23 protein-coding genes are annotated in these 25,843 nt (G+C 72.7%); 8 read left to right on the top strand and 15 right to left on the bottom strand.

The features are described from left to right. Positions 1-443: 443 nt before the first annotated feature. On the bottom strand, positions 444-1,544 hold the full coding sequence (locus J2S44_RS19525) for a glycosyltransferase (protein WP_310415891.1): 1,101 nt from the start codon (positions 1,542-1,544) through the stop codon (positions 444-446). Positions 1,545-1,623: 79 nt separating this feature from the next. On the opposite strand from J2S44_RS19525, the gene J2S44_RS19530 reads away from it, so the two are divergent. Next, positions 1,624-2,268, top strand: coding sequence for a TetR/AcrR family transcriptional regulator (locus tag J2S44_RS19530; protein WP_310415895.1), 645 nt, complete (start codon positions 1,624-1,626; stop codon positions 2,266-2,268). Here the strand turns inward: J2S44_RS19530 and J2S44_RS19535 are convergent. Beyond that, positions 2,231-3,001: a GNAT family N-acyltransferase gene (locus J2S44_RS19535; RefSeq protein ID WP_310415897.1), complete on the bottom strand. Its 771-nt coding sequence runs from the start codon at positions 2,999-3,001 to the stop codon at positions 2,231-2,233. The two genes, J2S44_RS19530 and J2S44_RS19535, sit on opposite strands and share 38 nt — an antisense overlap. A 111-nt stretch (positions 3,002-3,112) precedes the next feature. Next, on the bottom strand, positions 3,113-3,655 hold the full coding sequence (locus J2S44_RS19540) for a phosphoribosyltransferase family protein (protein WP_310415899.1): 543 nt from the start codon (positions 3,653-3,655) through the stop codon (positions 3,113-3,115). Positions 3,656-3,859: 204 nt separating this feature from the next. On the opposite strand from J2S44_RS19540, the gene J2S44_RS19545 reads away from it, so the two are divergent. Continuing rightward, entirely contained in the window at positions 3,860-4,963 is a 1,104-nt protein-coding gene (locus J2S44_RS19545) for a PP2C family protein-serine/threonine phosphatase (protein ID WP_310415902.1), read from the top strand. A 10-nt stretch (positions 4,964-4,973) separates the two neighbouring features. Here J2S44_RS19545 and J2S44_RS19550 read toward each other — a convergent pair whose 3' ends face one another. Further along, positions 4,974-5,183, bottom strand: a complete 210-nt coding sequence (locus tag J2S44_RS19550; RefSeq protein ID WP_310415904.1) for a hypothetical protein — start codon at positions 5,181-5,183, stop codon at positions 4,974-4,976. Positions 5,184-5,452: 269 nt separating this feature from the next. On the opposite strand from J2S44_RS19550, the gene J2S44_RS19555 reads away from it, so the two are divergent. Together J2S44_RS19555 and J2S44_RS19560 are read left to right on the top strand one after the other, a co-directional pair. After that, positions 5,453-7,309, top strand: a complete 1,857-nt coding sequence (locus J2S44_RS19555; protein ID WP_310415907.1) for an acyl-CoA dehydrogenase — start codon at positions 5,453-5,455, stop codon at positions 7,307-7,309. Between the two features lie 115 nt (positions 7,310-7,424). Then, positions 7,425-7,709, top strand: a complete 285-nt coding sequence (locus tag J2S44_RS19560) for a DUF6458 family protein (protein ID WP_310415910.1) — start codon at positions 7,425-7,427, stop codon at positions 7,707-7,709. A 16-nt stretch (positions 7,710-7,725) separates the two neighbouring features. Here the strand turns inward: J2S44_RS19560 and J2S44_RS19565 are convergent, their stop codons facing one another. Then, the gene (locus J2S44_RS19565; RefSeq protein ID WP_310415913.1) at positions 7,726-8,238 is read right to left on the bottom strand and encodes a SixA phosphatase family protein; all 513 of its coding nucleotides are present in this window, start codon (positions 8,236-8,238) and stop codon (positions 7,726-7,728) included. A gap of 141 nt (positions 8,239-8,379) precedes the next feature. Between J2S44_RS19565 and J2S44_RS19570 the strand changes: the two genes are divergently transcribed. Further along, complete coding sequence (locus J2S44_RS19570) at positions 8,380-8,697, top strand: DUF6458 family protein (RefSeq protein WP_310415916.1); 318 nt, start codon at positions 8,380-8,382, stop codon at positions 8,695-8,697. Between the two features lie 116 nt (positions 8,698-8,813). Here the strand turns inward: J2S44_RS19570 and trhA are convergent, their stop codons facing one another. Then, positions 8,814-9,491 (bottom strand): PAQR family membrane homeostasis protein TrhA, encoded by a 678-nt coding sequence (trhA, locus tag J2S44_RS19575; protein ID WP_310415919.1) that lies wholly within the window; start codon positions 9,489-9,491, stop codon positions 8,814-8,816. Between the two features lie 92 nt (positions 9,492-9,583). Here trhA and J2S44_RS19580 point away from each other — a divergent pair, with 92 nt between their 5' ends. Together J2S44_RS19580 and J2S44_RS19585 are read left to right on the top strand one after the other, a co-directional pair. Further along, on the top strand, positions 9,584-10,333 hold the full coding sequence (locus J2S44_RS19580) for a LamB/YcsF family protein (protein WP_310415921.1): 750 nt from the start codon (positions 9,584-9,586) through the stop codon (positions 10,331-10,333). Between the two features lie 65 nt (positions 10,334-10,398). Then, the gene (locus J2S44_RS19585) at positions 10,399-10,704 is read left to right on the top strand and encodes a hypothetical protein (protein ID WP_310415924.1); all 306 of its coding nucleotides are present in this window, start codon (positions 10,399-10,401) and stop codon (positions 10,702-10,704) included. Between the two features lie 259 nt (positions 10,705-10,963). Here the strand turns inward: J2S44_RS19585 and J2S44_RS19590 are convergent, their stop codons facing one another. The 6 genes from J2S44_RS19590 to pdhA all read right to left on the bottom strand — a co-directional run bounded on the left by J2S44_RS19590 (position 10,964) and on the right by pdhA (position 20,453). Further along, positions 10,964-12,793 (bottom strand): NHL domain-containing thioredoxin family protein, encoded by a 1,830-nt coding sequence (locus J2S44_RS19590; protein WP_310415927.1) that lies wholly within the window; start codon positions 12,791-12,793, stop codon positions 10,964-10,966. 49 nt (positions 12,794-12,842) lie between these two features. Next, a complete protein-coding gene (locus tag J2S44_RS19595; protein WP_310415930.1) occupies positions 12,843-16,211 on the bottom strand; it encodes a hypothetical protein in 3,369 nt (1,122 codons plus the stop codon). Between the two features lie 410 nt (positions 16,212-16,621). After that, positions 16,622-16,759 carry a hypothetical protein gene (locus J2S44_RS19600; protein WP_306836288.1) on the bottom strand — a complete coding sequence of 46 codons (138 nt, stop codon included), beginning with the start codon at positions 16,757-16,759 and terminating at the stop codon, positions 16,622-16,624. A gap of 211 nt (positions 16,760-16,970) precedes the next feature. Continuing rightward, positions 16,971-18,353 carry a dihydrolipoamide acetyltransferase family protein gene (locus J2S44_RS19605; protein WP_310415933.1) on the bottom strand — a complete coding sequence of 461 codons (1,383 nt, stop codon included), beginning with the start codon at positions 18,351-18,353 and terminating at the stop codon, positions 16,971-16,973. 7 nt (positions 18,354-18,360) lie between these two features. Next, entirely contained in the window at positions 18,361-19,341 is a 981-nt protein-coding gene (locus tag J2S44_RS19610; RefSeq protein WP_310415935.1) for an alpha-ketoacid dehydrogenase subunit beta, read from the bottom strand. Further along, positions 19,341-20,453 carry a pyruvate dehydrogenase (acetyl-transferring) E1 component subunit alpha gene (gene pdhA / locus J2S44_RS19615; protein WP_310415938.1) on the bottom strand — a complete coding sequence of 371 codons (1,113 nt, stop codon included), beginning with the start codon at positions 20,451-20,453 and terminating at the stop codon, positions 19,341-19,343. The genes J2S44_RS19610 and pdhA overlap by 1 nt, the downstream gene beginning before the upstream one ends. A 312-nt stretch (positions 20,454-20,765) precedes the next feature. Here pdhA and J2S44_RS19620 point away from each other — a divergent pair, with 312 nt between their 5' ends. Beyond that, positions 20,766-20,978: a hypothetical protein gene (locus J2S44_RS19620; protein WP_310415941.1), complete on the top strand. Its 213-nt coding sequence runs from the start codon at positions 20,766-20,768 to the stop codon at positions 20,976-20,978. A 15-nt stretch (positions 20,979-20,993) separates the two neighbouring features. On the opposite strand, the gene J2S44_RS19625 is transcribed toward J2S44_RS19620, so the two are convergent. The 3 genes from J2S44_RS19625 to J2S44_RS19635 are packed head-to-tail and all read right to left on the bottom strand — an operon-like array spanning position 20,994 to position 25,564. Then, on the bottom strand, positions 20,994-22,211 hold the full coding sequence (locus tag J2S44_RS19625; protein ID WP_310415944.1) for a hypothetical protein: 1,218 nt from the start codon (positions 22,209-22,211) through the stop codon (positions 20,994-20,996). Between the two features lie 9 nt (positions 22,212-22,220). Further along, on the bottom strand, positions 22,221-23,921 hold the full coding sequence (locus tag J2S44_RS19630; protein ID WP_310429778.1) for a GTPase: 1,701 nt from the start codon (positions 23,919-23,921) through the stop codon (positions 22,221-22,223). 20 nt (positions 23,922-23,941) lie between these two features. After that, positions 23,942-25,564, bottom strand: a complete 1,623-nt coding sequence (locus tag J2S44_RS19635) for a GTPase family protein (protein WP_374728000.1) — start codon at positions 25,562-25,564, stop codon at positions 23,942-23,944. Positions 25,565-25,843: the final 279 nt, after the last annotated feature.

Consider the following 25,843-nt stretch of genomic DNA (forward strand, 5'->3'; position numbering starts at 1 on the left):
TAGGGCCGGGAACGAGAGGGAATCGTGGGGAGTCGCAGGGGCCCTGAGCTGCGGGTTCGATTTCCGCCACCCGGGCTAGTGCGAGCTGGGCCTTCTCGCATTCCGCTCCAAAGGGCTGGAAGGACCGCGTTTCGGAGTTGCTGGGCGTGCCGCTGTTGGGGATGTTTGCGGTGTGGCTTCGCCGCCCGCGGTTGGGCCGGAGTGGGGGCGGCGTTCACCGTCTCCGAGGAGGGCTTGGTGAGCAGCAGGTTCTGTTCGAACGCTGTGTACCTGCCGACGGCCAGGGGCGTGACGCCGGCATCCGTTCCCGGGCCGACGCGGCCCGGGCTGTCCTCGGCGCGGCGAGACGCGGTTCTGGCTGAGCCTCCGCCGCGGCGCGCCGGAGTGCATGGAGATTTGGACGTGGGGAGCCCTCGTCCTGGGTGGACGAGGGCTTTGCGGGGTCAGCGCAGGTGGGAGCGCAGCGTGGTCCAGACGGTGGTGGGGGAGGGGCGGGTGGCGAGGCGGGACCGGGCGGTGGTGGCGGCCTCGCGCAGGGAAGGGGTGGTGAGCAGGGACGGGATGGCGGTGGGGAGGGAGGCGGGGGAGTCGACGGTGAGGCCGGCGCCGAGCGCGGTGACGAGGGAGGCGACCAGGGGCTGGTTGGCGATCTTCGGGATGAGGGCGAGGGGGAGGCCGCGGGACAGGGCGGCGAGGGTGGTGCCGGAGCCGACGGCGGCCAGGACGGCGTGGGCGTGGTCGAGGAGTTGGGCGATGGGGGCGAAGGAGACGGCGCGGACGCGGTCGGGGGTGGCGACGGCGCCCAGGTCGGCGGGGGTGGCGGTGAAGCCGGTGGTGACGAGGGCGTCCGCGCCGGCGTCGAGGACGGCCTGGACGGCGGAGCGGAGCAGGGGGAGGTCGTCGACGACGGTGCCGAGCGTGACCAGGACGACCGGGCGGTCGCCGGTGAAGGCGGGGATGTCGGCGCGGGCGGGGGCGTCGTACGGCTGGCTGCTGATCGGGAGTGCGGTTGTGGTCGGGGGTGTGGTCTCCAGCCATTCCGGCCAGAGCCGGACGGTGGCCAGCGGGGTGGGGAAGGTCAGGCCGCGGTGGGCGCCGGCCTTGGCGGCGCCGGCGGTCAGCACGGCGTCGATGTCGGTGGCGGGGCTGTGGACGAAGACGACCCAGGGGATGCCGAGCCTGGCCGCGACCAGCGGGCCGAGGTAGTCCCACTGCTCGCCGACGATGACGTCGGGGCGTTCGGTCTCGGCGAGGGACAGCAGTTCGTCGAAGGCCAGGTCGGCGTACGTGGTGGTGAAGAGCGCGACGTTGGCGTCCAGCAGGCGTGCGCTGTCGGTGCGGTAGGCCAGCACGTCGGCGCCGGACCGGGACTCGTTCTCCGCGAGCAGCGCGGGTAGCGGCGGGCCGAACGCGCGCGTGGCGGCGTGCAGCGTCTCGTGGGTGGCGACGAGCACGGTGTCGCCGGCCGCGACGGCGGCCTCGGCCAGCGGGAGCATCGGCAGCAGGTGTCCGTACGCGGGGAACGTGGTGAAGAGCGCTTTCATGGGGGCAGGCAGCCTTCCTGGAGTTCATTACACTGATCAGAGCCGACTCTGACGAAAGGCTGGCAAGTACGATCTCGGCGTGCCCAACCCGAACGACACGACCAGCAGGAGGGCGGAGTACGCCCAGCGCACCCGACAGGCGATCCTGGACGCGGCCCGGGAGTTGTTCGTCGAGAAGGGCTACTTCGGCACGAAGGTCGAGGAGATCGCCCGGCACGCGCGGGTCGCGCCGGCCACCGTGTACGCGGTCGGTGGCGGCAAGCACGGGCTGCTGCGGACGTTGATCGAGTCCGGCACCAACACCGACGAGGTCGCGCTCGTGATGACCCGGCTCCGTCAGATCACCGATCCGGCCGAGCTGGTCCGGTTCATCGTGCGCGCGACGCGCGAGCAGTTCGAGCTGTGGGCCGGGCTGATGCGGCAGGTGGTCGCCGCGGCGCCGCAGGAGCCGACGGTGCGGGAGATCCAGGAGATCGCGCACGCCAGCATGCGGCACGGGCTGGCGGTGACCGCGCGGCGGTTGGGGCAGCTGGGCGCGCTGCGCGACGGCGTCGACGACGACCGCGCCACCGACCTGCTCTGGCTGTACCTGTGCAACGCGGCCTACTTCGTCCGTACCGATGATCTGGGTTGGTCGCTCGACGAGTCCGAGGCGTGGCTGAACGAGACCCTGCCGCAGGCGCTGCTCAGAGATGGATTCGGTGGTCCAGGCCCGAGCCGGTGACGATCGTGGTGGCGATCCGCGCGGCCATCCGGCGGAACAGCAGGCGGCGGGGGTGCCGCAGGTTGGCCGGGGAGAGGCGGGCCTGGGCGCGCAGCGTGGCAGCGTTGCGGGCGATGGCGGGGCCGAACTCGCGGAAGTCGCCGTAGAGCGCGCGGTTCTCGGCGGAGCCGAGATAGCAGAAGGGCGAGGAGCCCAGCATCGGTACGAACGGGGTGCCGATCCGCCGGAGATTGCGGTACGCGGGTTCGTCGATCATGGCGACCACGTGCGTGATCCCGTCCCGGTGGAAGACGCGGTAGAGCGTGCGGTAGAGCAGTGTGCTGACCAGCACCGACCGGGTGCCGCGGTACTCCGGGAGGACCGCGAGCGTGGCGACGTCGACGGCGCGCCGGCCGTCGGTCATCCGGTGATGCTCGCGGATGTCGTCGACGGTGCCGCCGATGTGGGCCGGCGCGTCGTTGAGCGTCTTCAGGCCGGCCGGGGACTCGTCGATCAGCCGGATGACGCCGGCGGCCCGGTGCCGGGCCTGGTCGAGCACGACGATGAAGCGGCTGGCGGCGTCGTACCCGCTGTATTCGGCCTTCATGGTGTCGGAGTCCAGGCCGAACTCGGTCTCGAAGACGGTCTGCTCGACGGCGCGCGCCGCGTCGGCCAGTGGATCATCAGGTCCGGTGAGGAGCGCGGCGAAGCGGCCGGGGTGGCCGGCGAGCGGGCGGGGCGTGGCATAGCGCATGGGCGGCCGATTCGTGGAGATCGATAGCGACCTGAAGATCATCGTCCACATCGGCCGGACACGCAGCGTCTTCTGCAGATGACCCAACGAATGAGATAACGTGCAAAAAGCCTAAAGCTGCTCGGCGCGGAGGATGCTGCGAACGCGCAACTCGGCCGCGACCTCGGGCGTGCACTCCGCGACGATCGCGGCCGTGCCGACCGGGACCGCGCCGCACGCGGTCACGATCTCGCCGAGCGCGCGGGACTGGGCGCCCGTGGTGATCCAGTCGTCGACGATCAGCGCGCGGTCACCGGGGCGCAGCTGGCGGGTGCGCACGCCGAGCGACAGTCGCCGGCCCTTGTGGTCCGGTGCGGCCTGGGCCCAGGTCATCGGCTCGGCGACCGGCGCGTGCCCGCCCTTGTACGCCTCGACGAAGCCCACCTCCAGCGCGATCGCGACCAGCGGGCCGACGACGAAGCCGGTGACCTCCGGCGCGACCACCACGGTCGGCTGTTCCGCGACGAACAGGCCGGCCAGGGCCGGGCCCAGCGCGTGCAGGATCGAGGGCGAGCGCCACCAGCCGGAGAGGTCACTGACCAGGTGCGGGAAGTCGTGCCCCGGGTCATTCCAGCGAAATGCGCCGATCAGTTCGGTGGTAAGGTCCGACGACACCAGATCATCTTGCTCCTGCGGCGCAACGCGGCAACCCACCGGGCCCGCGAAAGCGTGGGAGAGACGGACGCGCCCCACAAGGGCGACCCGATCGGGCGACAACCAGGTGACGCCACCACCCCACCGGACGGCCAAATCGGCATCAGACTAGGGGGCAAGTCGGTGCAGTCCCGTCGGTCGATCAGGCATGCTGGGTCCGGACCAATGCACAACCTCTTCGCGGGCCGCGGCCCGATCAGCCCAGGATCCCGCGCCGGCCTCGGCGCGGCTGTCGCGCTGCTCGCACTCGTCTCCGTGATCGAGCTGGCCGACGGCCCCAACGCGAGCTACGTCGGCCTGGTCGCGGCCGCGCCGTTCCTGGCCGCGGCGTTCGCGTCGTGGCGGGTGGTGCTGACCGTCGGCGCACTGGCCACCGTGGTCGGTGCCGGGTTCGTGATCTCCGATCCGTCGTTCCCGGCGGCGATCAATGTGGTCGGTGTCGGGCTGTCCACCGGCATCGCGGCCGCGGTGGCGACGATCCGCGACCGGCAGGCCCGCCGCATCGACGAGCTGTTCAAGCTGGCCCAGGTCGCGCAGCAGGCGGTGCTGCGCCCGATCGGCCCGCACGTGGGCACGCTCGCGGTGGCCGGTCGTTACATCTCCGCGACCGCGGCCGCGGACATCGGCGGCGACCTCTACGAGGCGCTCGACACGCCCTACGGGGTACGGATGATCATCGGCGACGTGCGCGGCAAGGGGCTGGACGCGGTGCGCCTCGCCAGCATCGTGCTCGGGTCGTACCGGCACGTGGCGTTCGAGCGCGGCGATCTCCGTACCGTGGTGGCCGATCTGGATCGTGCGGTCGCCCGCAGCGTCGGCGACGAGGACTTCGTGACCGCGGTGCTGGTCGAGGAGCGCGGCGGCACGCTCACCATCGTGAACTGCGGGCATCCGGCGCCGCTGCTGCTGCGGCGGGGCAAGGTGATCCCGCTGGATCCGCCGGCACCCGTACCGCCGCTGGGTTTCCGGCCGGAGGCCCAGCCGCGGGTGGAGCGGCTGGAGCCCGGCGACCGGTTGCTGCTCTTCACGGACGGTCTCGGCGAGGCTCGCCGGGAGGGGAAGTTCTTCCCGACCGCCGACCGCGCCTGGCAGTTGGTCGGGCACGGCACGGTCGGTGACGGTCTGGCGTCGCTGGAGGCCGCGCTGCACGAGTGGGTGCACGGACGCTTGGACGACGACATCGCGCTGGTGCTGATGGAGTACACCGGGCCCAGGCCCGTCGCGAGCGCGGCCATGCCGAGCTGGGAGGTCGGCGCCGCCGGGGCATGACCCGCGACCTCTACGTCGCGGGCGCGGTGCGCGGTGACGGCACCGGCAGCGGACCGGGGATGATCGGGGTGCTGATCGTGATCGGCGGGAGCATGGTGGTCGGCGCCTCGTCCGGCTCCTCCGGTGCCCGGTGCCGGCCGATGTAGCCGCGCTCGTACCCGTCCGGCTCCGGGCGTATCTGGCGCAGTGCGTCTCTGAGGTTGCTGAGCAGCATGGACATCCTCCCCAACGATGGCCCGGCCCCCACGCCGAGCGGCGCTTCGAACGTGCCAACGAGATGGACTCGGCCCAGGTTGCGGTCCGTTCGGCGCGGCGGCTTGACCTGACGGTGGAGGTCACTCGAGAAACACCGCAAAAAGGGTGAATCGCGGTCGATAGTGCGGCGCGTGTGGCCGTGGTCACTTCGACGGCGGCCTTGTCCGTACTTACCCGTCGGTAATACTCTTCTATTACTGACCGGTAACGAGCGTGAAGCGGGGGCTGCCGCCCATGAGTCACTACAAGAGCAACCTGCGAGACCTCGAGTTCAACCTGTTCGAGGTGTTCGGCGCCGATCGCTCGTTCGGCGTCGCTCCGTACGCCGAGTTCGACGTCGACACGGTCCGGGACATCCTCTCGGAGATGCGGCGGCTGGCCGAGGAGGACCTCGGCGCCAGCTACGCCGACGCCGACCGGAACCCGCCGGTCTTCGACCCGGCCACGCACACCGCTCCGCTGCCCGAGTCGTTCAAGAAGTCCTACGCCGCGTGGATGGGTGCCGAGTTCTGGCGGCTGGACCTGCCCGAGGCGCTCGGCGGCACGCCCGCACCGCGCGCGGTCTGGTGGGCGATCGCCGAGATGGTGCTCGGCTCGAACGCGCCGCTCTGGATGTACTCCTCGGGTCCCTCGTTCGCGCACATAGCGCACGTCGAGGGCACCGAGGAGCAGCGGAAGTGGGCCGAGCTGTTCATCGAGAAGCAGTGGGGCTCGACCATGGTGCTGACCGAGCCGGACGCCGGCTCGGACGTCGGCGCCGGCCGTGCCCGGGCGATCCCGCAGCCGGACGGCTCCTGGCACATCGAGGGCGTCAAGCGGTTCATCACGTCCGGCGAGCACGACCTCACCGACAACATCATCCACTACGTGCTGGCGCGCCCGGTCGGCGTCGAGGGCGTGGGCGGACCGGGCACGAAGGGCCTGTCGCTGTTCATCGTGCCGAAGTTCCACTTCGACGCGGAGACCGGTGAGCTGGGCGAGCGCAACGGCGTCTACGCCACGAACATCGAGCACAAGATGGGGATCAAGGTCTCCAACACCTGCGAGCTGACGTTCGGCGAGCACGGCACGCCGGCCAAGGGCTGGCTGCTCGGCGAGGTGCACGAGGGCATCCGCCAGATGTTCCTGATCATCGAGTACGCGCGGATGATGGTCGGCACGAAGGCGATCGCCACGCTCTCCAGCGGCTACCTCAACGCGCTGGAGTACGCGAAGAGCCGCCAGCAGGGCGCCGACCTGCTCCGCCAGGCCGACAAGACGGCGCCGCGCGTCGAGATCATCAAGCACCCGGACGTACGCCGGTCGCTGATGCTCCAGAAGGCGTACGCGGAGGGCCTGCGCGCGCTCGTGCTCTACACCGCGACCTGGCAGGACACGGTCGCGAAGGCGGAGGCGGCCGGCGACGCCGAGACCGCCGGGGTCGGCAAGAAGGTCAACGACCTGCTGCTCCCGCTGGTCAAGGGCGTCGGCTCGGAGCGCGCCTACGAGCTGCTCGGCCACGAGTCGCTGCAGACGTTCGGCGGCTCCGGCTTCCTCCAGGACTACCCGCTCGAGCAGTACGTTCGCGACTCGAAGATCGACACGCTCTACGAGGGCACCACCGCGATCCAGAGCCTCGACCTGATCTTCCGCAAGATCGTCCGGGACAACGGCGCGGCGCTGATGCGGGTGGCCGGCGAGATCCAGCAGTTCATCGAGGCCGAGGGCGGCAACGGCCGGCTCAAGGAGGAGCGGCTGCTGCTCGGCAAGTCGCTCGGCGAGCTCCAGGCGATGCTCGGCGCGATCACCGGCTGGCTCGGCGCGGCCCAGGGCGGCAAGCCCGACGAGCTGTACAAGGTCGGTCTGCACTCCCGCCGGGTGCTGCTCGCGCTCGGTGACGTGGTGGTCGGCTGGCTGCTGCAGAAGCAGGCGGACGTCGCGCTCGGTGCGCTGGCCGGTGAGGTCTCCGCCGCGGACAAGGCGTTCTACGAGGGCAAGGTCGCGGCCGCGCGGTTCTTCGCCCACGAGGTGCTGCCCCGGGTCGGCGCGGACCGTCGCGTCGTGCAGGGCGCCACGCTCGACGTCATGGAGGTCCCGGAGGACCAGTTCTAGAACCCGGACAAAGAAGCAGCGGGGGTACGCGTACCCCCGCTGCTTCTTTGCGGTAGCGCCGTGCGGTGGCCCTTAGCCGATATAGCCTGAAATCTCCTGGCACGGGGGAGTGCACATGGGTATTGGCGGAGGAATCTTCCTCATCGCAATCGGCGCCATCCTGGCCTTCGCGGTCCACGTGGAGCCGGCGTGGCTGGACCTGAACGTGGTCGGCTGGGTGCTGATGCTGGCCGGCACGTCCGCACTGCTGATCACCATTTGGTACTGGAACGATCGGCGGACCCGCGCGCTCGGCGGGGCGATCGACGTGGTCGACGAGACGCGTCTGGCCCACCCGGCCGCACCGCTCGGCGCGGACTCCGAGATCGAGATCCGGCACCCGCCGGCGCCGCCGGGCTGAGCCAGGCCGGCCCGGGTCAGCCGCGCGCGGTGTGCGTGTCGGTCGCCGGAGCGCCGCCGGCACCGAGCGACGCCCAGTCGCCGTCGAAGCGGTGCACGGCCAGGCCGCTGGTGCGCATGCCGTCGGAGTCGTTCGCGCCGTCCGGGTCGAGCATCGCGGACAGCAGCGAGATGTCCGGGTTGTGGCCGACGAGCAGCACGGTCGAGGTGTCCGCCGGCACCGCCTTGACGGTGGCGAGCAGCGCGTGGTGACCCTCCGCGTAGAGGGCCGCCTCGTACCGGACCGTGGGGGAACTCGCGTCGGTCGAGGCCTCCGCCATCGCGACCGCCACGCCGTGCCAGGTCTGCCGGGTACGCCGCGCGGGCGAGCAGATCACCAGATCGGGGGCGTAGCCGTGATGGGCGAGCCAGGCTCCGGCGGCGGCCGCGTCCGCGTGACCGCGCTCGGTCAGCGGGCGTTCGAGGTCACCGATACCGTCCGGGCGGTCGGCTTTGGCGTGGCGGAGCAGGACCAGGGTTCGAGACGTCACGCGGTACAGCTTGCCTGATTGATACGTGTGACGGGTGGGTAAGCCATCACTCAAGCGTGGGTCGGCATCCAGGCCACGGTCCACGACTCGGCAATGTGCCGGCCACCCCGGCCCGGCCGTCAGCCAAGGAGGGCGAGGAAAGTGGGTTTCGGAGCAAGTATCTTCCTCATCGCGCTAGGGGCGATCTTCGCGTTCGCCATCGAGTTCGACCTGGGGTGGATCGACATCGCTGTGGTCGGCTGGGTGTTGATCCTCGCCGGCCTCGCCGGACTCGCGACGACCGTGTGGTTCTGGCAGAGCCGCCGTCGCCCGGTCGCGACCACCACCGACGGTCACATCCCCGCGCCGCCGCACCCGGCGACCGCGCCGCCGCACACGCACGTGGCCCCGCCCGTCGCCGCCCCGGCCGAGGACCGGGTGGTCGAGGAGCAGTACCGGGTTCGTCGTCAGCAGCTGTAACTCCGGTCGTCCGGTTCGGGCACCGCGCCCTCTCGCGGGGACGAGTTACGTAGCAGGGCTCCGCAGCTGTGGCTGCGGAGCCCTTGCCATGCGCACAGTGCCTGTGCGAACAGTGCCTATGCGAACAGGGCGAAGTAGATGGCGATGTGGTGGCAGATCGCGGCGACGAGGGTGCAGGCGTGGAAGAACTCGTGGTGGCCGAAGACGGTGGGCCACGGGTTCGGCCGGCGGAGTGCGTAGAGCACGGCACCGACGCTGTACATCACGCCACCGACGATCAGCAGCACCAGCGCGGCGACGCCGCCCCTGTGCAGGATGTCCGGCAGGACCGCGACCGCGACCCAGCCGAGCGCGATGTAGAGCGGTGCGCCGACCCAGCGCGGCAGGTGCGGCCAGACCAGTTTCAGGGCCACGCCGAGGAGCGCACCGCCCCAGACGACGCCGAGCATGATCTCCGACTTCGGCGACGGCAGGAGCAACAGGCAGAACGGCGTGTACGTGCCGGCGATGAACACGAAGATCATCGAGTGGTCCATCCGGCGCATGATCTGGTAGCCGCGTGGGCTCCACACCCGCCGATGGTAGAGCGCGCTGGTGCCGAACAGGCCACAGACCGTGAGGCTGTAGACGGCGCAGCTGAGCAGCGGCGTCCAGCCTGGCCGGGACAGCGCGAGCGAACAGAGGACGATGCCGCAGACCAACGCGACGAAGAACGCGTAGAAGTGCAACCAGCCGCGCAGGCGAGGTTTGCCGAGGTCCAGCGGCTTGAGGCGAGCGGGGGCTTCGGTGGTCACGCCACCAGGTTACGCCACCGTAAGTTACCTCGCAGTAGTGAAGAGCCTCACCCGCTTGGAGTGTCGCGCGCGGCCGACTACCGTGCGGAGCCATGGACCTCAATGCTGATCTCGGTGAGGGTTTCGGAGTCTGGAAGCTCGGCGACGACGAGGCGCTGCTCGACCTGGTGACCTCGGCGAACGTCGCCTGCGGCTTCCACGGTGGCGATCCGTCCATCATGCGTGCGGTCTGCGCCGCCGCGGCCGACCGGGGCGTGGCGATCGGCGCTCAGGTGGGCTACCGCGATCTGGCCGGTTTCGGACGTCGCAGGATCGAGTACCGCCGCGCCGAACTGCGCGATGAGATCATCTACCAGGTCGCGGCGCTCGACGGCTTCGCCCGGGTGGCCGGCGACCGGGTCCGCTACGTCAAGCCGCACGGCGCGCTCTACAACACGGCCGCGGTCGACGAGGTGCAGGCCGGCGCGGTGGTGGACGCGATCACCGACTACGACGCCGGGCTGCCGGTGCTGTGCCAGCCGGGCTCGGTGCTCGCCCGGCTCGCCGCGGACGCCGGGCTCCGGGTCGTCGGCGAGGGCTTCGCGGACCGCGCCTACCTGCCGGACGGCCGCCTCGTCCCGCGCACGGACCCGGACGCGGTCATCCACAACTCCGCCGCGGTCGCCGACCGGGTGGTCCGGATGGCCGTCGAACACACGGTCGTCGCGGCCGACGGCACCGTGGTCCCGTGCCCGGTCGAGTCCATCTGCCTGCACGGCGACACCGCCGGCGCCGTCGACCTCGCCCGCCGCGTCCGCGCCTCCCTCCTCGACGCGAACCAGACCCTCGCGTCCTTCGCCTGAGGCATCGGGGACGACGTCGGATTCGCGTTGCACGGGAGCTGATGCGGATCACTACACTGACCACAGTGTCCAGTAAGCATGACTTGTTTCACTTCAGCGTTACGGTGTGGTCCGAGAACGTTTCGGTTCTGAGTGCTCTTCGTGGTTTGTCATTTCACTACGAGGAGCACGCGAATCCCCAGATCGCCTCGGGCGGGACCGGTGCGGGCGAGTGGTTCAGGGACGAGAAGCTGTCGACGTTCCATTTCACGTCTCCCAAGTGCCGCGAGGATTTTCTGACAGCAGCCGGCAACATTCTCAAGCCGGGCCTCTGGCACGTGAAAGCGTTGAATGACAACGATCCCGCGCGGCCGCGCAAACGTCAGCGTTAGCTCACGAGTCTGGGCGGTGTGACTGTCGTAGGCCGAGCCGGCGCTGACGGACGTGCGTAGCGGCCCGAACCGCGCATCGATCGAGTTGTTGCCGCCGGCGGCCCATGTCCTGGGTCAACTGCCGCGTCTGCACCGGCTCGATCCCACACCACCCAGTCTCGTGACCGAACAAGGCTGACGAGACTGCTCTCGACCTGACGCTGCGCTGCGCAAGCCGCGCGGAGTGTCTCAAGCGCGGCGAACGTTCATGGACAGCCCACTAGCCGTCCAGGCCGCGCAGGATGAGTGGTAGGCGGGACGGGGCGCCCGGGGTGATGGTGATCGGGACGCCCCAGTCCTGGCGGGTGAGGTGGCAGGCCGCGTGTTCGGCGTCGATGTCGCAGGTGGCGGCCTGGGCGACGACCTGAAGGACGCCGCCGGGGACGTCGGGGTTGAGGCGCAGCGTGCGGGAGAGGTCCGTGGTGGTGCCGGCGCCGTCGAGCAGCAGCTCCGGTGGGGAGGCGCTGACGACGAGGCGGGTGGACGGGCCGAACGTCTCGTCGAGTTTCTGGCCCGGCGCGGGGGTGAAGATGATGTCGAGCGTGGCGTCGCCGGGCGCGAGCGGGGTCGCCGGGCGTTCGGTGCGGTGCCGGGTGCCGTCCGCGGAGACGCCGGCGGCCTCCAGCGTGCCGGGTGCCAGGCGGGTCAGGCGGTGCGCGGCGGACTCGACCACCAGGACCGCGCCGTCCGCGGTGAGCACCAGGTCGCTGGGCTCGGCGAGCCCGCGGTCGACCGTGGTGACCTCGTCCGTGTCGGGGGAGTAGCGGCGGACCGCGCCGTTGTAGGTGTCGGCGATCAGCACCGAGCCGTCCGGCAGCGCGCAGACGCCGAGCGGGTGCTGCAGCAGCGCCTGCGCGGCCGGGCCGTCCATGTGGCCGAAGTCGAAGAGGCCCTGGCCGACGGCGGTGTGCAGTTCACCGTCCGCGATCCAGCGCAGCGCGGACGTCTCGCTGTCGGCGATCCACAGGCGGCTGCCGTCGGCGGACGTGGCGAGGCCGGACGGCTGTGCCATCCAGACGTCAGGGATCGGGCCGTCGCGCAGCGCCTCGACCGTGGTGCCGGCGTAGACCCCGGCGGTGCGCTTGATCGGGTCGAACCACCAGAGCTGGTGGATGCCGGCCATCGCGACGACGACCTTCTCGTCGTACCAGGCCACGTCCCAGGGGGAGGAGAGGTCGACGGCCAGCGCGTCGTGGGCGTGGCCGTCCGGCGCGGACCGCCACTGACGGCCGCTGCCGGCGATCGTGGTGACCGTGCCGTCCGACAGCTTCACGCCGCGGAGCAGGTGGTTGACCGTGTCCGCGACGACCACGTCGTAGCCGGCGATCTCGGCGGTGTGCGGCGGGAGCAGGCAGAGTCCCTGCGGCTCGGAGAACGACGGGGCGTCGTCGGCGCGGCCGCGGACGCCGGTGCCGATCCGCCGCACGACGTCACCGTCCAGCGTGACCTCGGCCAGCGAGTGCCGGGCCGAGTCGCTGACCAGCAGGTTCCCGTTCGGCAGCGGGACGGCCTTGCCGGGGAAACGCAGCGGGGTCTCGGCCTCGGCGGGCGGCACGTACGGGCTGTCGCCGCGGCGCAGCGTGCCCTTCGCGTCGTGCCGGACGATCAGCTCGTCGACCAGCCTGGCCAGGCCCTCCGCGTGGCCCTCGCCGGCCATCGACGCGACCAGGTAGCCCTCCGGGTCGACGACCGCGAGCGTCGGCCAGGCCTTCGCCGCGTACTGCTGCCACATCAGCAGATCAGGATCATCAAGGACCGGGTGCGGTACGCCGTAGCGCTCCACGGCCGCGGCCAGCGCGTCCGGGTCGCGCTCGTGCTCGAACTTCGGCGAGTGCACGCCGATGATGACCAGGACGTCGCCGTACTTCTCCTCCAGCGGCCGGAGCTCGTCCAGCACGTGCAGGCAGTTGATGCAGCAGAACGTCCAGAAGTCCAGGATGATGATCTTCCCGCGGAGCCCCGCCAGCGTCAGGTCGGTGCCGCCGGTGTTAAGCCAGCCCCGGCCTCGGAGCTCGGGCGCGCGGACCCGGCCCTGCGGTGTGTCGCTCATCGTTCCTCGTTCGTGGTGCCAGGCGGCGCGGTGCCGGTTGTGCGGTGGTTCAGCCGGTGGTGACGGGCGCGGACGCGCCGCCGGCGGCCGGGACGGCCGGGGCCAGGCAGAGCACCTCGCCACCGGTCCGGATCTCGATGAACGGCTGGCTCTGGTCCGCGCACTGGTCCTTGCTCGGCGCGCGGGACACCACGGTGAACGCGCCCGGCTCCGCGCACTCGGCGACGACCGGCTGGCCGCTGCTCTCCTGCACGCAGCCGCCGACCGGCACGTCGAACGAGGCCGCGGAGTCGTCCTGGGAGGACGACATCAGCCAGACCAGCAGCAGCGGCACCAGGACGAGCAGCGCGGCCACGATGACCACCGCGATGAGCACGCCACCGTTGCCGCCCTTCTTCGGCGGGGGCAGCGGGTCCTTCGCCGGCTCCGGTTCCGCGGCCTTGAACTTGTCGAACGCGTCCTGGTCGGCGTCACCGGGGTCGTCGAAGCCGCCCTGGCCGCCGCCGAAGCCGCCGGGAGCGTTGTTGCCGGGGAAGCCGCCGGGCGGGCTGCCGAACACGGCCGTGTTGCTGCCGAACGACGGGCCGCCCGCGCCCGGCCCGGGGCCGAACGGCGAGTCGTCCTGCGGCGCGCCGAAGCCGCCGTGCTGCTGCGGGGGCGTGCCGAAGCCGTCCTGCTGCTGCGGCGGTGCGCCGAACCCGTCGTGCTGGGACGGCGCGAGCGGCGGTGCGCCGAACCCGTCGTCGAAGCCGTCGTTGCGCGGGCCGAAGCCGTCGTTGCGCTGCGGACCGCCGAAGCCGGCTCCGGCTCCGGGACCGCCGGGGAAGCCGTCACCCTGGTCGTCGAAGCCACGGTCGTCGAAACCGCGGTTGTCGTGACCCCGGTCGCCCATCGGGCCACGCGGGTCGATCGACCGGCCGTCGACGACCTGGCCGGGGTACGGCAGACCGCCGCCGACCGCGAAGTGCGGCGGCGCGGCCTCGGCCGGCGGCTCCTCGCGCTGCTGACCGTGCGCGAAGCCGTTGACCGGGCCGTGCTCCTGGTGCGGCGACGCGAACGCGCCGGGGGCACCGGGCACGGATGGTGCGTCGTAACCGCTCCAGGCCGGGGAACCGCCGGAGACCGGGGAACCGGAGACCGGGGAGCCCGACACCGGGGAACCGGAGGTGGGGGAGCCCGACACCGGTGTGCCGCTGACCGGCGCGCCCGAGATCGGGGACGACTCGTCCGGCTCGGGTGCGGCGGCCTTGCCGTACACCCGGGCCTGGCCCTTGCTCACCGGCGGCGGCATCGGCGCGTCCGGCGGCGGGGTGATCTTGCTGGCCATCGGCACCGAGGCGCTACCAGCGACCGCGCGACCGGTGGCCGGCGCGTCGGCGGGCGACTCACCGGCCGGCGGCGCGGACACGGACGGCGCCGCGGCGGAGGCGGACGGCGGCACCACGGCGGCGCGGGCCACACCGGCGGAACCGGCGGCGGGCGGCGCGTACGGCGAGGCGGCCGGGAGGTCGGAGGGCGTGCGCGGCTGCGGCACCTGCGCCGGGTCGTGCTGCTGGTCGCCGCCGTAGGAGCCGCCGAAGTCGGGCTGGACCGCGAAGCGGCCGGCCTCGCTGGCCGGGCTCTCCTCGGACGCGGCCGGACCGAACCCGCCGGCCTGCGGCTGGCCGAAGCCACCGGACTCGGGCTGGCCGAAGCCACCGGCCTGCGGCTGGCCGAAGCCACCGGACTCGGGCTGGCCGAAGCCACCGGCCGGCGGCTGGTTGAAACCGCTCGACTCCGGCTGGCCGAACCCGCCGGACTGCGGCTGGTTGAAGCCACCAGGCTGCGCCGGACCGAAGCCGCTCGACTCCGGCTGACCGAACCCGCCGGCCTGCGGCTGGTCGAACCCGCCCGGCTGGGCCGGACCGAAGCCGCCCGGCTGGGCCTGGCCGAAGCCGCCGGACTCCGCCTGACCGGAGCCACCGGCCGGCGGCTGGTTGAAGCCACCAGGCTGCGCCTGGCCGAAACCGCCGGAGGTGCCGAAGGCGCCGGACTCCGCGGGCGGCGACGCGGGCGCGTCGTAACCGGCCGGGCCGGACTCACGGTAGCCGCCGTCGGCCTCGCCGAACGTGCCCCGGGCGGCCGGAGCCGCCCCGAAGCCCTCGCCCGGTGCGGCCGGTCCGAAGCCTTCACCCGGTGCGGCCGGCCCGAAGCCGGCCGACGGGGACGGCGCCTCGCCGAACGTACCGGCGGAATTCGGGTTGTTCGGGCCGAAGCCGTTGAACGAGCCGCCGAACGAGGTCGGCATGGAGGTGCGCGAGCTCTCCGGGTCGTCCGGCGGCGGCGTGGACGCGAAGCTCGCGCCCGGCACCCGGACCGGCGGGTTCCACGGCTCGGGCTGCGGCTCCTCGGGGCCGGTGTCGCCCTGGTGGCCGGCCGCGGCACCGCGCGTGAACGCGCCCGCGCCGAAGCCGGCGGACGCGTCGGGGGCCGACGGCACCTGCGCCCGCCCGCCACCGGCGGCGCCGCGCTTGGTGAGGTCGAAGCCGCTGTACGTGCTCTCCGACGGCGGCTCGAACTGGCCGGGCGCACGCTGCGGCAGCCCGTGCCGGCCGGACGCGTTCGGGTCGGTGGAGCCGCTGCCGGAGACGGGCGCGTCGGCGGCCGGTGCGGCCGGGGCCCAGGCCTCCGGCGGCAGGCCGCTGCGCTCGTAGGCCGGCTGCTCGGGTGCGGGCTGCGCCGCGCCCCAGGCGGACTGCGCCGGCTCGGCCGGGGCGGCCCAGGACGACGCGCCGGGCTGCTGACGAGCGGCCTGCTCCGCGCCGGGGTAGGCGTTGCCCTTCCAGTGCTGGGTGGCCTCCGCGTACGACTCGCCCTGATCGTTCGCGTCGGGCTGGCCGTAGGGGTTGTACGGCGCGGGCTCCGCGCCGAACGTGGACGGCGGCGTGGCCGGTGCGGGCGGCGGCGGCACCGAGGCCGCGCCGGAGACGCTGGCCCGGCCGCCGAAGCCGGGGGTGGAGCCGCCACCGAACGCGCGCGGCTGCTCGGCCGACGGGTCCGGCGCGGCCGGCGCCCAGCGCGACTGCGCGGGGGCGGACGACTCGGGCGAGGGTCCCCAGTTCGGCGGGGACGGTGGTTCGGGCGTCACGTTCGGTGACCACGAGGTCTGGCTCGGCCACTCGTTCGCGCCGCTGTCGGCGCCGTCCTCCGGGCGTGGGGCGGGCGCGGACGGCCACCGGGGGACCCCGGCGGACGCGATGCCGCGCTGGGGCATGCCGGGCGCCGGCGCGGCACCGGCCGCGGGCTGCTGCGGCGGCACGTGGCCCCCGGAACGGTAGGGGTTGAAGCTCTCGGCGCCCTCCGGCGGCGGCGTGCCACCGGTGCCCGGCGCCGCCTCAGCCGGCTCGTCGCCGGCCTTGTGCAGGCCCTCGGACGTCATCTGCGCCTCCTCCATCGCGTGTCGGCCGGGTCGCCTGGCCAGGGCCTCGGCTCTGCCGGGCCGCAGCCGCGCGACCTCGTCGCCGGCAGCCCAGTGGTCGACCGCCGGGCTCCGGCGCCCGGCCGGCGACCACGTGGTTCGTGGTCGTTCCGGTCGGGTCACGTCTCCCGGTCCCGATCCTTCCCGCCGGTGGGTGCCGGTGGGAAGACACACGGGTGGCCTTGGTGTGGCGACCGAGCCCAACCGTACCGGGCGCCATAGCAGGTCGGAAATACGGACCCGGATACGCGACGGCCCGCCGGGGCGGTCCGCGTCGACATTTCAGACGCGGTCACCCGGCGGGCCGAGGGGTTCCGTGGTGCCCGGGCCACAGGTGCGGCCGCACGGGTCAACGGAGTGAGGTTGGTGAGTTACCCGTAGTGACGCTGAGCGATGGCGAGGATCTCATCGCGCAGCGCAGGGGTGTTGGCGGAGCGCAGCGCGCGCTCGATCGCGCGGTTCCGACGGGCGGTCTCGCGCGCGGCCCGGATCCGGCTGATCATGCTCATGACTTTCATCACTCCTGATGTTCCGACCGGTTGCTTCCGATCTGGTAACGCAATTGAAACACACGACCGTGCCCAACTGCCAACGATTCGGAGGTGATCACGGCCACTCGCCTAAGGATCGTCGGGAGAAGATGAGATGGCCAGAAGAAAAACCGTGCCCCCGTCGAGTGATCGACGGGGGCACGGCGGATGAACTCTGAGCTGCTGCAGATCAACTCCAGGCGAGCAGCGCGGTCTCCGGGTCGGCGAGGAACCGCCCGACATCGGACAGGAACCGGGAGCCCAGCTCGCCGTCGATGATCCGGTGGTCGAACGACAGGCTGAGCGTGGTCACCTGACGCGCCTTGACCTTGCCCTTGTGCACCCAGGGCGCCTCGCGCACCGCGCCGAAGGCCAGGATCGCGGCCTCGCCGGGCGGCAGGATCGGCGTGCCGGCGTCCACCCCGAACACGCCGACGTTCGTGATCGTGAACGTGCCGCCGGACATGTCCGCGGGTGTGGTCCGGCCCGCGCGGGCCGTCCTGACCAGCTCGTTCAGCGCGTCCGCCAGCTCGCGCAGCGGCAGCTGGCCGGCGTCCTTGATGGTCGGCACGATCAGCCCGCGGTCGGTGGCGGCCGCGATGCCCAGGTTCACGTAGTCCTTGACCACGATCTCGTCGCCGGCCCAGGAAGAGTTGATCATCGGATGCCGGCGGATCGCGAGCAGCACGGCCTTCGCCACCAGCAGAAGCGGAGAAACGCGGACATCCCGCCACTCGCGCTGCTCCCGGAGCCGGTCCAGCGCGCGCATGCCCCGGGTCACGTCGACGGTCAGGAACTCCGTGACGTGGGGTGCGGTGAACGCGGACGCGACCATGTTCGCCGCGGTCAGCTTTCGGACACCCTTCACCGGGACGCGCTGTTCGCGTGATGCGTCAAATCGGACATCGGGCCGGGCCGGCGCCTCGACCGGTGCCTCGACCGCGCTCTGCACGTCCGCCCGGGTGATCGAGCCGAGCGGCCCGGTGCCGGTCAGCAGGCGCAGATCCACGCCGAGGTCGCGGGCGAGCTTGCGCACCGGCGGCTTGGCCAGCACCGGGCCGGCGCTCGCGGTCACCGGCTCCGGACGCGCGGGAACCGCCGCCGGCACCACCGCCGCGGGTGCGATCGCCGGCGCGGGGGCGGACGTCCGTACCGGCGCGGGGGTGGAAGTGGTCTGCGCCGGGGCGCCGGGCGCCGGATTGCGCCGGGGGCGCCGCTTGGCCGCGGTCGTCCGAGGGCCATAACCCACCAGCACGGGGGTACGGCCGGCAGCGCCACCCTGCGCGGGCTCCTCCGCGGCGGGCTGGTCCGGCAGGTCGCCGGCGCCCGGGTCGGTGTCGATCGCGATGATCGCGGTGCCGACCTCGACGACCGCACCCTCCTCGCAGAACAGCGCGCTCACCCGGCCGGCCCACTTCGCCGGGATCTCCACCGCCGCCTTCGCGGTCTCCACCTCGACGATCGGCTGGTTCAGCTCGACGTCGTCGCCGACCGAGACCAGCCACTTCAGGATCTCACCCTCGGTGAGGCCCTCGCCGAGGTCCGGCAGGTCGAACCGCTTGATCCGAGTCATCGTCCGCTCACCAGCCGTAGGTGCGGTCGACGGCGTCGAGCACCCGGTCCAGGTCCGGCAGGTACTCCTCCTCGACGCGGGCCGCGGGGTACGGGGTGTCGAAGCCGGTGACCCGCAGTACCGGTGACTCCAGGGAGTAGAAGCACTCCTCGGTGACCCGGGCCGCGATCTCCGCGCCGAGCCCGACGTTGGACGGCGCCTCGTGCACCACCACGCACCGGCCGGTACGCCGGACCGACTCGTACACCGGCGCGAGGTCCAGCGGCGACAGGCTGCGCAGGTCGATCACCTCCAGCTCGCGCCCGTCCTCGGCGGCCGCGGTGGCGGCGTCGAGCGCGGTGCGGACCATCGGGCCGTACGCCACCACGGTCACGTCCGTGCCCGGCCGGGTCACCCGTGCGGAGTGCAGCGGGTAGGCCTCCGCCTCCGGATCGACCTCGCCCTTCTCCCAGTAGCGGCGCTTCGGCTCCAGGAACACGATCGGGTCGTCGGACGCGATCGCCTGCTGGATCATCGTGTAGCCGTCGGACGGGTTCGAGCAGGTCACCACCTTGAGGCCGGGGGTGTGCGCGAAGTACGCCTCGGGGGACTCGGAGTGGTGCTCCACCGCGCCGATGCCGCCGCCGAACGGGATCCGGATCACGATCGGCAGCCGGACCATGCCGCGCGAGCGGTAGTGCATCTTCGCGACCTGGCTGACGATCTGGTCGTACGCCGGGTAGACGAAGCCGTCGAACTGGATCTCGCAGACCGGGCGGTAGCCGCGCAGTGCCAGGCCGACCGCGGTGCCGATGATGCCGGACTCGGCCAGCGGGGTGTCGATCACCCGGTTCTCGCCGAAGTCCTTCTGCAGCCCGTCGGTGATCCGGAAGACGCCGCCGAGCTTGCCGACGTCCTCACCCATGATGACGACCTTTGGATCTCGGTCGAGTGCGCGTCGCAGGCCGGCGTTCAGTGCCTTGCCGAGGGTCAGGGCCTCAGTCGCCATCAGTGTGCGCTCCCCTCGAAGGACTTCCGGTACGCGTTGAACCGCTCACGCTCGCCGTCGAGTAGTGGTGATCCATGAGGGTAGACGTTGTCGAAGATCGAATCGGGAGCCGGATCCGGCATCGTGAGGACGCGCTCACGAAGCCGTACCGCCTCGGTCCTGGCCTGCTCGTCCACCTCGGCGAAGAAGGACTCGTCCGCGATCTGCTGCTTGCCGAGGAACGCGGCGAGCCGGGCGATCGGGTCGCGTGAGCGCCACGCCTCGGCCTCCGCGGGCGGCCGGTACCGGCTGGGGTCGTCCGACGTGGTGTGCGCGCCCATCCGGTACGTGTACGCCTCGATCAGCGTGGGGCCCTGGCCGCCGCGCGCGTGGTCCAGCGCGTGCCGGGTGACCGCGTAGGAGGCGAGCACGTCGTTGCCGTCCACCCGCACGCCGGGGAAGCCGAAGCCGGCCGCGCGCTGGTAGAGCGGCACCCGGGTCTGCCGCTCGATCGGCTCGGAGATCGCGTACTGGTTGTTCTGGCAGAAGAAGACGACCGGCGCGGTGTAGACCGCGGACCAGATGAACGCCTCGTTCACGTCGCCCTGCGAGGTCGCGCCGTCCCCGAAGTAGGCGATCGCCGCCTCGCCGTCGTCGTTGCCGACCTTGCCGTCCATCGTGATGCCCATGGCGTAGCCGGTGGCGTGCAGCGTCTGCGCGCCGATGACGATCGTGTACATCCCGCAGCGGGTCTCGATCGGATCCCAGGCGCCCTGGTCGACGCCGCGGAACAGGCTGAGCGGCATGATCGGGTCGATCCCGCGGCAGTAGAGCACGCCGTGCTCACGGTAGGTCGGGAAGACCATGTCCTGCGGGCGCAGCGCGCGGCCGGACCCGACCTGCGCCGCCTCCTGGCCGAGCAGGCTGGCCCAGATGCCCAGCTCGCCCTGGCGCTGCAACGCGGTCGCCTCCGCGTCCAGCCGGCGGACCGTGACCAGGTCACGGTAGAACCCGCGGTACTCCGCGTCGGTGAGGTCGACGGAGTATTCGACGCCGTCCGGCCCGACGGCCCGGTCGACGCGTTCGCCGTCGGGGGTCAGAAGCTGGACGAGGGTGTCGTCGTCTCGCGCCATGAGCGTCTCCCTGTGAGCCGGGGCGCGTCCGGGGGTGTCCTGCGGCGCGCCGCTCGATCCGTTCTGCCCGGTGGGCAGCGGGTTCCCCGGATCGCGCCTAGCCCAGGTGAGGGCTTGCCGCGCGGGCCGGGAAGGGGTGCTGCGTCCATCCTTGCAAGAAGGTGAGCTGGATTACAGATCTCCGGGTGCGCGAATATGTCGCCGCGGTTTCGACGAACACATTAAACAATGATATTTCGTACAAATCGTGCCCATATGTCGAACGGGCCGTTACTACTGCGGAACTGAGAGTGAGGCAGAAGGGGTCGGGAAATGGTGCGCGCGGCCGGGTTGACCGGGTCGCCACGGCGCTTCGCGGCCACGGTGGCGATGCTGGTCGCGCTCGCCTCGCTGCCGATGCTGGCCGTGTTCACCGCGGGCGCGACCGCGCTGGCCCGCACGTCCGCGGTGCCGGGCGGACCGGTCGTGCCGTTCCTGGCCCCGCCGTCCCCGGCCCCGGTCGTGCTGGTCGACCGGCACCCGTGACCGGCGAGTCGGTGCTCAGTCCTCGGCCGGGGGCTGGCGGCGGGCCTCGAGCCAGGCCTCCAGCGCGTCCGGATCCTGCGGGTCGACGCCCTCGGCCAGCAGCTGCGCCACCGCGGCCGTGGCCGGGCTGCGCTGCTCACCGGTCGTGTAGAGCCGCACGAACTCCGGGATCAGATCCTCGAGCTGCGCGATCGACGCGGTGACCGCGGCGTCCGGCAGCTCGCGGCGCCGATGCGCGTACGCCGTCCAGGCGCGCACCACCCGGGGCAGCATCGCGGCGTCGTCCACGTCCAGCACCGCGCGCCGGTGCACCCAGTCCAGCAGGAAGAAGCCGGCCACGGCCGGGCTCCAGCGCAGCGGGTCCGCGTCCGGCAGCGTGGCCGCGTGGTCCACCACCAGGCTGACGCCGAACTGCAGGGACGAGCGCTCCGTCTCCGTCTCCACCAGGTCCAGCTGCTGCGACTCCGCCTCCGGCGAGCGCAGGAAGTCGGCGATCAGCGCGGACCGGGCACCGTCGGACATCGGCGTGGCGCCGGGCACCTCGACCGAGTCGCCGGGCAGCACCGCCAGCCGGGCACCGGCCAGCGCGCGGTCGGTGGCCAGCGACGACGCGGCCGGCAGGCTGGACAGCTCGTCGGTGATCGCGAGATGGCGGACCACCTGCTCGCGCAGCCGCTCCGGCGCCTCGTCGCGGAACCAGGTCATCTCGTCCGTGGCGCACAGCGCGCGGACCTGCGCGACGATCTTCTCGGCCGAGCCGGTGACGAAGACGTCCTTCGCGATGCCGATGTTGTGGTCGACCAGCGCGACCACCGCGTGCTCCGGCCCGCCGAGCACCTCGTCGTCGTAGGCGAACGCCGCGATGTAGGTGGTCTGGTCGCCGTAGACGTCACCGTACGCCCAGGTGCCGGTGCACCGGACGCGGCCGAGCAGCGGCACCCAGGCGGGTGCGTCCGGTCCGGGCCGCACGGCGGACGCGCCGGTCGCGTCCGGGACCAGCGCCGCGAAGATCTGCCGGATCGCGTCCGCGGCCGGTGCGGTGCGGTCCGCGGTCGCGGCCAGGAAGTCGCCGGTGAAACCGCGCACCGCCTCCGCCCGGGCCTCCTCGGCGAGCTCGTAGAAGCTGCCCAGCAACGCGGTGCCGAGCAGCTCCGCGTCGTAGGCACAGTCGAGCTTGACGACGTCGCGGGCGGCCTCGAGCACGGCGTCGTGCGGCGTCCGGGGTGCGGGCATGGTCCGAGCCTACGCGTGATCGGACCGGGCGAAGGCCATGGCCTCGCGTGCCCGCGCGTACGACTGCAGAACCTCTCGCACCGGCGACACCACGGTTCGCCGCGCCACGGCCGTGACCTCGGTGCGCAGCTTCCGGTCCACGCGCCGCCGGGCCCGCCGGGCCGCGAACGCGATCACCGGTCGGGCGATCAGCGCGAGCAGCGCACCGGCCAGCAGACCGCCGAGGAACAGCACGGTCGGCAGCGGGGTGGCGCCCACGTCCGGGTAGTCCAGCGCGGGCAGGCCGAGCGCGCGGATCGCGTACCCGGTGATCAGCCAGCCCAGGCCGATGGCCGCGGCCAGCGTGACCAGCCACTGGGTGAAGCCGGCCACGCGCCACCAGATCGGCGTGCCGATGCCCAGGTCGGTGCCGGCCACCGCGGAGTCCAGCGCGTCCGGCACGTCGTCGAGGTGCGAGCGGGCCGCGTCCAGCAGGCCGGGGCGCCACGGTTCCGGCAGCGCGACGGCGGCCCGGTCCGCGACCTGCCGGACCGCGAGCTTGACCGCGGCCCGCTGCGCCGCGTCCGGGTCCGGCACCGACGTGGCCGGCAGCGGGCGGGGCGCCGGGTCCTCCTCGGTCAGACCGTCCAGCAAGCCGTCCGAGGGTCCGGCGGACGGCAGGTCCAGGTGTAGCCGGCGGAGCGGGTCCGGGCGCAGCCGGCGCAGGCCGCGCACCAGCGGCCAGCCGGTCATGCCGATCGCCCGGTGCCGGTAGGCGCGCTCGGTCGCCTCCACCACCGCGGGCACGCCGGCCATCACCGCGAACGCGTCGGCCAGCGCGGCCACCGCGGCCCGGTCCACCACGTCCTCGGCCACGGCCGGGCCGACCAGCTCGCCGAGCCGGTCCGCGGTCGCGTCCACGTCCGCGGAGAGCCGCAGCAGCGCGGCCTCGCGCTTGGTGACCGCCTGTTCCAGCTGACCGCGCAGCGGTCCCAGACCCGGCGGGTGCGGCAGCGCGGACGTGGCCAGCACCGGCGCCTCGGGCAGGCCGTCCTCGACCAGCAGCCGGCGCAGGTCGGTCACGACGGCCTGCTGGTCCTCCGGAGTCAGCCGGTCGGCCTGGTTGAGCACGACCACGGTCACGCCGGCGTGCGTCCGCAGCTTCTGCAGGTACGCCTCGTGCACCGTGCGGTCCGCGTACTTCTGCGGGTCGACCACCCAGACGATCAGGTCGACCAGGCCGAGCAGCCGGTCCACCTCGGTGGCGTGCGCGCGCTGCACGGAGTCGAAGTCGGGCAGGTCCAGCAGCACCAGGCCGCGCAACGCGCTCTGGTCGTCGCCGTCCAGCGCGCTCTCCCGGACGAACCGGTGCCTCGGCAGCACGCCCACCCAGTCGAGCAGCGCGTTCGCGCCCTCCAGCGAGCCCCAGACGCAGGCGTGCGCGGCGCCGGTGGTCGGCCGGCGCATGCCGACCTGGGAGAGCGGAAGCCCGGCGAGCGCGTTGAACAGGCTGGACTTGCCGCTGCCGGTGCTGCCGGCCAGCGCCACCACGGTGTGCTCGCGGGACAGCGCGAGCCGGGCGTCGGCCCGCTCCACCACGGTGTGCGCGCCGGTCAGCCGCTCCGGCGGCAGCAGCCCGTCGACCGCGCGAAGGAACCGGCGCAGCGACTCGACCCGGCGCAGCAGGCTGTCCGCGTCCAGCGTGCGGGACGGCGCCAGCGCGTCCCGCATCCGGGAGACCAGACCGCCGCTCACCGGGTCACCAGCCCGGCCTCGGCCCGGGCCGCCTCGACGTCGAGGGCCGCACCGCGAAGGCGTCCGGCGGAGTCGGGGACCGTCGCCACCAGCGCGGTGAAGCGCTCGGCCTCCTCGGCCAGCAGCGCGGCGACGCGGTCCAGCAGGTCCGCGCGGGCCTTGGCGGCGAGGCTGCGGATCGCCTGGTCGCCGAAGATCGCCTCCAGCACCTTCTGCGCCGCGACCGTGGTGCCGCCGGCGACCGCGACCTCCGCACCGGTCGGGATGAACGCGGTGGACGCGAAGACCACGACCATCACCAGCAGGCCGCTGGCGTTGACCGCGTAGGCGGTGCCGCGCGCGATCGCCCGCTTGTCGCCGGCCTCCTCCCGGACCATCTCCAGCACGTGCCGCTGCCAGTCCCGGATCAGTCGCTCCGCGCGGTCCGGCAGGTCGGGCGCGGCCCGGCCGAGCGGCGGGGACAGCAGCGCGGCCCCGGCCGGGTGCGCCTGCCAGCCGGTGTACGCCGCCTCCGCGGCCTCGTCCGCCGCGCCGCGGATCAGCGTGACCAGGTTGCCCTCGATCGCCGACCGCAGCGCGTGCCCGGGCGCGGGCCGGCCGGTGAGCGTGGACACGATCCGGTCCCGCAGCCGGCCGATCTGCGCCTCCAGCGTGCGCATCAGCTCGCCGGTGCCGACGAACTCCTGCCAGCGGGCCAGCACCTCGCCGCGGAGCAGCCGGCCGTCCTCCACGCCGTGCGCGACCGCGCGGTTCGCGTTCCGGTACGCGTTGTCCACCCGGTCGGTGAGCGTCTCCGCGGCCGCGTTCTGCTCCTCGGCCGCGTCGGCCAGCGACCCGGTGGTGGGTGCGAGCGCGGCCAGCGCGCCGGCCAGCGTGCGGCGGACCACGTCGGCCCGGGTCTCCGCGTCCGCGGCCAGGTAACCGATCCAGGCGCTGAGGTCGCCGAGCGCGGCCGGCGGCAGCAGCCCGTCCGCGGTCAGCCGGGTCTCCGGCACGATGAACAGCGGTGCGGCGCCGAGCCCGTTGTCCCGGAGCATCTCGGCGAGGTGCGCCGCGACCTCCTCGGCGGCCTCCGGCGGAACCCGGTCCAGCACCATCGCGATCACGGTGCCGCGCTGCCGGGCGGTGCGCAGCAGCGCCCAGGGCACCGCGTCCGCGTACCGCGCGGCGGTGGTCACGAAGATCCACAGGTCCGCGGCCGCGAGCAGCTGCCCGGCGAGCGCGCGGTTGGCGTCCACCACGGAGTCGATGTCCGGCGCGTCCAGCAGCGCCAGCCCGGGCGTGAGCGCGGGCACGCCGACCAGCTGCAACGAGCGTGGGTCGGTGCTCGGCTCGTCGGTCCGGGTGAGCCCGGGCAGCAGCTCGCCGCGCCGGAACCACTCGAGGTCGGCCGGGCTCGCGGCCAGCATCGGCGCCCGGGTGGTGGGCCGGAGCACGCCGGACGCGCTCACCTTCGCCCCGACCAGGCTGTTGACCAGTGTGGACTTGCCCGCGCCGGTGGAACCGCCGACCACCGCGAGCAGTGGCGCGTCCAGCCGGGCGAGCCGTGGGATCAGATAGTCGTCGAGTTGGGTGACGAGCGCCGCACCGGCCTCCGTGGCGTCCGCCGCGGACGGCATGACCAACGGGTACGACGTGGCGGCGACCACCGAGCGCAGGTGGTCGAGCGCCTCGGCCAGCGAGGCGGGGGTGAGCTCACCGCGAGTCTGCACAGTTCTCCCCGGAGACACGGTCACGCTCCCCGCGAGCGCCCGGCCAGAGTAGTAAGCCTGCCCGATCGGTGAGTTTCGAGGTACCCCTCACGTACAACGGATAAACTTGCGCGTGACGCGCTCAACTCTCCACTTGACGGTTTTTGTGATCGTGGCAGTATTGAGTCCGGTCCACTCAACTTAGGT

The sequence above is a fragment of the Catenuloplanes niger genome, assembly GCF_031458255.1.
GTDB lineage: Bacteria > Actinomycetota > Actinomycetes > Mycobacteriales > Micromonosporaceae > Catenuloplanes > Catenuloplanes niger.